3 protein-coding genes and 3 pseudogenes are annotated in these 6,898 nt (G+C 34.3%); 2 read left to right on the top strand and 4 right to left on the bottom strand.

Annotated elements, in window-relative coordinates; translation table 11 throughout:
- A pseudogene (locus ACED45_RS23480) lies at positions 1 to 177 on the bottom strand (transposase); the annotation flags it as partial.
- 82 nt (positions 178 to 259) lie between these two features.
- Here ACED45_RS23480 and ACED45_RS23475 point away from each other — a divergent pair.
- Positions 260 to 664: pseudogene (locus ACED45_RS23475) on the top strand (transposase); the annotation flags it as partial.
- A gap of 138 nt (positions 665 to 802) precedes the next feature.
- Complete coding sequence (locus ACED45_RS23470) at positions 803 to 1,282, top strand: hypothetical protein (protein ID WP_371715155.1); 480 nt, start codon at positions 803 to 805, stop codon at positions 1,280 to 1,282.
- A gap of 100 nt (positions 1,283 to 1,382) precedes the next feature.
- Here the strand turns inward: ACED45_RS23470 and ACED45_RS23465 are convergent.
- The 3 genes and pseudogenes from ACED45_RS23465 to ACED45_RS23455 all read right to left on the bottom strand — a co-directional run.
- A pseudogene (locus ACED45_RS23465) lies at positions 1,383 to 1,630 on the bottom strand (transposase); the annotation flags it as partial.
- A gap of 195 nt (positions 1,631 to 1,825) precedes the next feature.
- Entirely contained in the window at positions 1,826 to 2,980 is a 1,155-nt protein-coding gene (locus tag ACED45_RS23460) for an EAL domain-containing response regulator (protein ID WP_371715154.1), read from the bottom strand.
- A complete protein-coding gene (locus ACED45_RS23455; RefSeq protein ID WP_371715153.1) occupies positions 2,977 to 6,615 on the bottom strand; it encodes an ATP-binding protein in 3,639 nt (1,212 codons plus the stop codon). Before ACED45_RS23455 ends, ACED45_RS23460 begins: the two co-directional genes overlap by 4 nt.
- Positions 6,616 to 6,898: the final 283 nt, after the last annotated feature.

Here is a 6,898-nt window from a genome sequence, read left to right as displayed (position 1 = left end):
GAGACACTACTCCTACTATCTGTCCCGTGTTTTTTACTTTCCATTCACCTTCGCCATAACCTTAAGACCAGTCGCATCAATGGCTAAGTGTTGCATCGCCCCTCTCGTTTTTGTCTTAAATGAAATCTCAACTTGCTTGGTTCTTCGGCTACTAAAAGTGTAATGCGGACAATTTAACGAACATGGATGTAGTGGCATAGTAAATTTAGCCACCTAATTAGAGGTAATATCATCACCTCATAAGTTAATAGGTAACACAATGACAAAACGTAAAGAAGAATATTTAGTGCTGAATTTAAGGTAGAGGCTGCGCAACTCACGCTCGACCAAAACTATACTGTTGTTTCAGCAGCTCAAGCTATGAACGTTGGTAAATCCACAATGGATACGTGGGTTCGTGAGTTGAAAAAGAAACTAGCTCGCCTTTAAGAGCAAAACAAAATATTAAAAAGTGCAACAGCTCTCTTGATGTCGGACTCTCTGAACAGTTCTCAATAATCGAGAAACTCAGGAAGTGCTATAGCGTAAAACGTTGTGTGATGTGTTCAATGTTCATCGTAGTAGTTATAAGTACTGGCGAAAGCGGCCTGATGTCATTAGTCCTGAAAAAGCCAAACTCCGCAGCTTAATTCGAGAAGTACATAAGGCCAGTAACGGATCAGCATGAGCGCGAACCGTCGCTGATATGATACATATTTCGGAGCATTACGATCAGTCATTTCCTCTCTGTGCCAGCATAGTTGTCGCCTAGATTTTTAGGGAGATAACTATACCAGCTAATCCAGTTCCAATTGATGTGAAAATGAAAGGTCAAACTTGGTTATTACCACCGTATAATTGGTCTCATCGAAGAATTGCTAAAGAATTAGAAGTGAGTCCTTCCGTGATATCTAAGTGGAGAAATGAACTTGCTGAAAGCGGCCTATTGTCTACAGAGTCGCCGTTAGAAAATACTACTACTGATTATTCAGCGGAGCAGAGATTTTTCATAGTGATTGAAACTGCAACAATGTCTGAACGCGAGTTAGCTGAATACTGTAGGTCTAAAGGGTTATTTGTCGATGACGTTAAAGCCTGGCGAGCACTATCTATCAAGGCGCTGAGCACAACATCGACTTCAATATCACACAAAGAAAATAAGCAGTTACGTGAGGAACGCAGAAAGGTAAAAGCGTTGGAGAGGGAGTTGGCACGTAAAGAGAAAGCACTTGCTGAAACGGCTGCGCTACTGGTTTTGTGGGAAAAGTTCAATGCCCTCAGGGAAACCAACGAGGAAGACTGATTCCTATCTCAGAACGGCTTAAAATAGTCACACTTGTTGATGAAGCTGTACGTAAAGCGGCAACAAAAACAAAGGCTTGTTCCACCGTTGGGTTATCAATACGATTGCGATATTTGACCTGAACTGTCTTCGAGCGTTTGCTGATACAGGTGTAGTCCGTGGAACATCCAATAACTCAAAGATAGAATCGATAAAGCCTTAAAGAGCACGTAATGGAAGAGAGAAAATTCCCTTAATCATCAAGGCAGTTTCAATCGCGGTATCAGAATACTGGAAACCTCTACCACGCTTGCACAGAGCCTTATTGTATTCCGCCCAGTTAGTTATCTTCTTTTCCGCTTTACCCATGTCATCACCGTTCTAATCATCACAAAGGATAAGATCGCAGATCTTGGAAAAGGTTCAACTGATTTAAGCAACAACGCCTCTTTGGAGCGAAAACGTCATGTATCTAAAATGTAATGAACTTATATAATCGAGATTCTATTTCCAATAATATCACCTAACCTTGTCGATAGAAAAAGTTGTTTTAGTGTAACAATGCTATCTAAAGTTAAGTATATTCTCTATAAAATCAGGTTTTCCAGTTAAATACCCTTGGCATATATCAACACCTAGGTTTTTCATCGCACTGTATTCCTCGTAAACTTCAATACCTTCAGCTACAACAATCAACCCTAGTTTCTTAGCTAAACTTACAGATAACTCTAATGCATGCTTATGCTTTAGACAGAGCAAGTAATTTTTTACAAACCTTCTATCTATTTTCAACTCTGTAAATGGTATTTCAACCAAATTTATCAAATTGGAATGACCAATACCAAAATCATCAATAGATAGTCCAAATCCGTTAATTTTTAATCTAGTGATATTTTGTAACATTATAGGTTCAAGCTCATAAGCTATATTTTCAGTTATTTCAAATGTGAATCGATCAGGAGACAATTTTTTTGAGTCTAATATATCCAATATGTACCCCACAAACGTCTCATCAGATAAGTCTTTGGATGATATATTTATCGAAAATTTTAATTCACTTGGATATTTGGCAATTTTTGAGGTTACCAAATTAAACAAAGCATTAAAAATAACTCTTGTATTACCGCTTTTTTCTAGCATTGGCATAAAAGATTTTGGATATAACAATCCATCACTAGAATGATCCCAACGAATTAAAGCTTCAAAAGAAACCAGTTCTTTTGAGTTAAAACTATATTGAGGTTGATAATGGACAATAAGCTCATCACGTTCAATTCCGCTCATGATCTCTTTTAATGAATATGATGAGATATTTGAGACAAAATCATTTGAATCAACCTTTGATTTTAATTTAGCCGCACATTCAACTACCTTTTTCAATGCAATATCATTGATTGGTTTAACATTAGAACATATAATGTTTAAACCATATAATCTAGCGACTTTCTCTGCCAAGATTATAATATCTTCTCCCAAACCACTTAATATACACAAAGGTTGCTCAAAGTTAATTGCACTAAGTTTGGATAATACAAGTAAACCATCTTCCTCAGGCATATCAAGATCAATTATGACCAAATCCACAAAATTATGCCTTAAGTATTCATAAGCCAAACTCGCATGATTAAAACATAATATCTCATAAAAATCGTATTGATTAAGTTTGGACTTTATTATTTCTGTCTCTAAAGGGTTGTCATCCAATAATAAAATTTTCATTTACTCCCCCGTATATAGTGTTTGGCACTATATATATGATTATTTACATCATTAATTAAATCTTCTATTAATGTTGGAATAACTTTATTTTTAGGACTATGAATTCCATCTTCGAGCTCTTGAGCTAATAAAACGATTGATTCGATACCCAATATAGAAGCTCCTCCTTTAATTTTATGCGCGATCCTTTTAAGGTTATCTCTATTTTCTTTCTTCAACTCTATTAAATCATCAGTCATGGTAGATATAAATAAGCTTCTCATTTGCTCGACGTCTGATTCAGGAACATGATCTAACCAGTGGTCATCTGGAATTAAGTCATTGATAATTCTTGATAATTTTTCAATCCCGTAAGGCTTATATAATACTTTATCAAAACCGACCAAATTTGCGGTGTCATGTACAACTCTAGAATCTTCGGCAGTACAACCGATAATTTTCAGAAAATGAGAATCAGGAGTCATTTCCCTAACATTCCTCACTAACTCAAAACCGTCCATGATGGGCATATGACAGTCAGTTATCAACAAACGATAGTAATTAGGCTTTGTCATCAAAGCATCTAGAGCTTCTTTTCCGTTTGTTACTAATTCTGCTTCTATCCCTAAATTTCGTAATTGATTTATAATAACAATCTGGTTTATTGGATTATCTTCAGCTACAAGAACAGGGATACTAAGTGATCTCTTAGTCTGTATAATTTTTTCTTTGTTAGGTTTAGCAACTTGTAAAATAGTATCTAAAAGTAAATCAGGGAAAAATGGCTTGATACTCAAATTTGTCTTTGTACCTATAGTTTCTTTAAATGCTACCTTTTCCGAATCAAGTAAAATGGTACAATCAAACTCTTTGCTTAATGATACATTATCCATATCACTGATTAGGACTTTGTTAATTGGATTTAATATATTCTCATTACAACCCCAAACAGAGAGCCATTCTGAAATAATTTCGAAATTGCTCTTATAGTGAATATAATATCCAGATAATAATTCCCCATAATATGAGACAAATTCATGACTTAATTCCAAATCTACTTTTGTCCCGACCCCTTCCAAACTTGAAACTTTTAAAGTTCCTTTCATCAGACTTGTTAATTCTGAAACAATAGTTAACCCTAAGCCAGTCCCACCATATTTTCTTGCAATTGAGTTATCAGCTTGTACGAATGGACTAAATATGATTTTTTGCTTATCATGCGACATTCCACAGCCGCTATCTGCTATAGAAATGAAAATCTTATCATTATCAATAGAAACATCAACTAATACACTTCCTTTATCAGTAAATTTGATAGCATTAGACAAGAGATTATTAAGGATCTGTGCATATCGAAGTGAATCAATAGATATGATATTAATAGGAGTCGGTGAAAAGTTATATTTTAATGTTAAACCTTTTTCACGAGCTGCAGCTAAATGTAACCTTACAACCTCTCCAGTTTCACGTAAAATATGGCATTCCCTAGGCTCTAATTTTAATTGACCAGCGTCTATTTTTGAGAAGTCAAGTATATCGTTAACTAGAACGTTAAGTTGGCGAGCTGAAGTGGAAACATTTGATAGTAACACTCGACTTTCTTCATCTGAAATTCGGTTTGACAACATCTCCAATAGACCAACCATACCTGCAATTGGAGTTCTCAACTCATGGCTCATTGAAGCTAAAAATTTATCTCGTATTGATATCGCCTTTTCTGCTTTTCCTTTGGCGGTTATTAATTCTCTTTCTTGGAGTTTTTTTTCGGTGATATCAGTAATTATTGATAATACATAGTTTTTGTTATTAGCTTTTATGCGCATACAAATATATTCAACGGTTTCCATTTTCATAGCACAGTTATTTACATCTAAAGTATAATTTATAGTATTACCGTTATTCAACACGTCCCTTCTATTTTCCTTCGTCTGTAAAAATTCGTTAGAGTCGCTAGTAGAACGTATAAGGCAACTATCGCAACGTCCACTCTGAAACTCCTTACAACTAGAAAGTAATAATGTGTCTGTGTCATCGTATATGAACACTTGAGACGGGAATTGAGTAATAACACATTGAAGGAAGTTTTTTTCTAATTCGAAATTTTTCGCATCATTTTCTTTTATTATAAATTGAAGATTTAAATTCTTCTGCCTTAAATATATTAACACACCAGCTACCGCTATCAATATAAATAATATTGCAATAATCCTGATGAAATGTTTATAATCAACTCCGTAAACAACGTTAAAGGGGTCATAAGAGTTCTTTATTTTGTTTATCTCATTAGAATCCCATGTTTTAAATGCACTATTCAATAATTCTAACAATAATTTATTGTCATTTGAAACGGCCATTGTTGCATCCACACTTCTATAATCTTTCCTATCAACGATATAATCATCTGTCGCATCAGACGAAGCAATTATGTCGACGAGGTCCTCTCTTATGTAAGCTTTTTTTATCTCACCAGACTCAAGTGCTCGTAAGATAGATTTAGGATTAGAAAAAAGTAAAACACTCTCACCAAAAACTTGCGTCTTTATTCCTAGCTTTTCTTTACCTTGTGCAAGTAAAACACCTTCTAACACGCTAGTAATTGACACACTTTTTGCTAAAGATAATGCATAATAACGAAATGAAATGACCGGATTTGTAGAACTAGCCAACCCAAAGTAATCACTGGTACTTAAAGTAAACGGTATTAGATTTATATCCCCCAAAGTAAGCATTTCAACAAGACTTTTACCATTATCATTAGCAATGTACTTAAACTCTAGTTCAGTTCTACTTTCTATTAATTTTAATATATCATATAAATAACCAGTTAAATTGCCGCTTTGATTACGAAAAAGAAGAGGGAATACATCATCATCAAATGAATACTTAATGACATGATCACTACGAGTTTTGTATTTGTTATTGTTTACTTCTAAAGTGTAATAATAGTTGTTGTTATCGTTAATGGAAACTTCCCGATCTGACCTTAAATTCCCTACTACTTCATCAACAATTTTTGTTAATCTGACGTTGTCCTTCTTTGAAAAAAGCGTCAAATTTACACTCCCTCCCCAATCTGGTGATTGTAGATTTCCACTTAATTCATCGGAGTTATTTAAAAACTTACTCAATGTAACATAACTTGCTAGTACAGCATCTATTTCTTTTGATGAAACGCTTTTCATAGCACTATCTATACTAATATACTTTTGGAAATTTTGAATATTTTCTGACTCTAAAATGTTACAGTATATAGTTCCCACAACGCAGGCCCATAGGCCATTTTTTTTAACTTCTGAGGTTGAAATAGACCAATATGCCACACTTTTTTTTAAGATTGGGACTGAATATAATGATTTATCATCTAGAGTTCCTGTTCTTTTAAAGTATAACGCCAGATCAACTTTCTTATGATTTAAATTATTCTTTAAACTATTAATTTCATCAAAAATTACATATTCTACATCTAATCCAATTTTATTGAAAATTTCCTCTAAGGAATCCAATTCTATTTCATTGAATCCATTCATCACCCCAACTTTAAGTAACTCACCATTTTCTAAAGGCTTTATCTCATTATTAGGTATAAGATCCTTACTTAAGGATGGCAGGGGTAAACATAAAAAAGCTAATACGACTAACAGTTTTTTGTATGACATTAACAGATAACCAATGACAGAAATTTTCCATATAATCGCCTACAGGAAACATGCCGTCAAATATAAGCATATGATGGATTTATTATAAGCTTTTGTATTATATACTAAAAATAGCACCAACCATCTCATAGCCACCCGAAAATAAGACATTTCGCACGCACCAATAAGGCACTTCTTACGCGCAAGGTAAGTTTATCAACAGTCACTGTTGCAAAAGTCCTTCTTAACTTGGCTTTGTTTCCTAATTGGATCTCAGATAGAAACGGCCAGTATGGGTGATTAT

The organism is Vibrio crassostreae, from assembly GCF_041439375.1.
In the GTDB taxonomy this organism is placed as follows: domain Bacteria; phylum Pseudomonadota; class Gammaproteobacteria; order Enterobacterales; family Vibrionaceae; genus Vibrio; species Vibrio crassostreae_D.
Note: the sequence above shows the minus strand (reverse complement) of the source record. Positions and strands in the feature narration are given on the sequence as shown.